This is a genomic window from Rahnella perminowiae (assembly GCF_019049755.1).
Taxonomy (GTDB): Bacteria; Pseudomonadota; Gammaproteobacteria; order Enterobacterales; family Enterobacteriaceae; genus Rahnella; species Rahnella perminowiae.
Window position 1 is genome coordinate 1 of sequence record NZ_JAFMOS010000019.1, and the last position, 255, is coordinate 255.

At 44.7% G+C, this 255-nt stretch carries 1 protein-coding gene; it reads left to right on the forward strand.

Annotation, left to right across the window (positions count from 1 at the left end; translation table 11 throughout):
• On the forward strand, positions 1–255 hold a 255-nt coding region (locus J1785_RS00080; RefSeq protein WP_217192070.1), incomplete at both ends, for a transposase.

A 255-nucleotide genomic window follows, 5' to 3' on the forward strand; every position in this document is an offset into this window, starting at 1 on the left:
TGACAGATCCTGATTCCCGGTTGATGAAAATAAACAATGTTAACCGTCAGGTTAGCTATAACGTGCAGACTGCCGTTGATGCCAAAAATCACCTGATTGTTGCTCATGAAGTGACGAATACACCAGATCGTGGGCAGTTAACTGCTGTGACAAAATTAGCGCAAGATGCTGTTGGCAAAGTGGATATTACCGTTCTGGCTGATAAAGGCTATTACAGCCGGAGTGATATTAAAGCCGCTCAGGATTTAGGTGCCG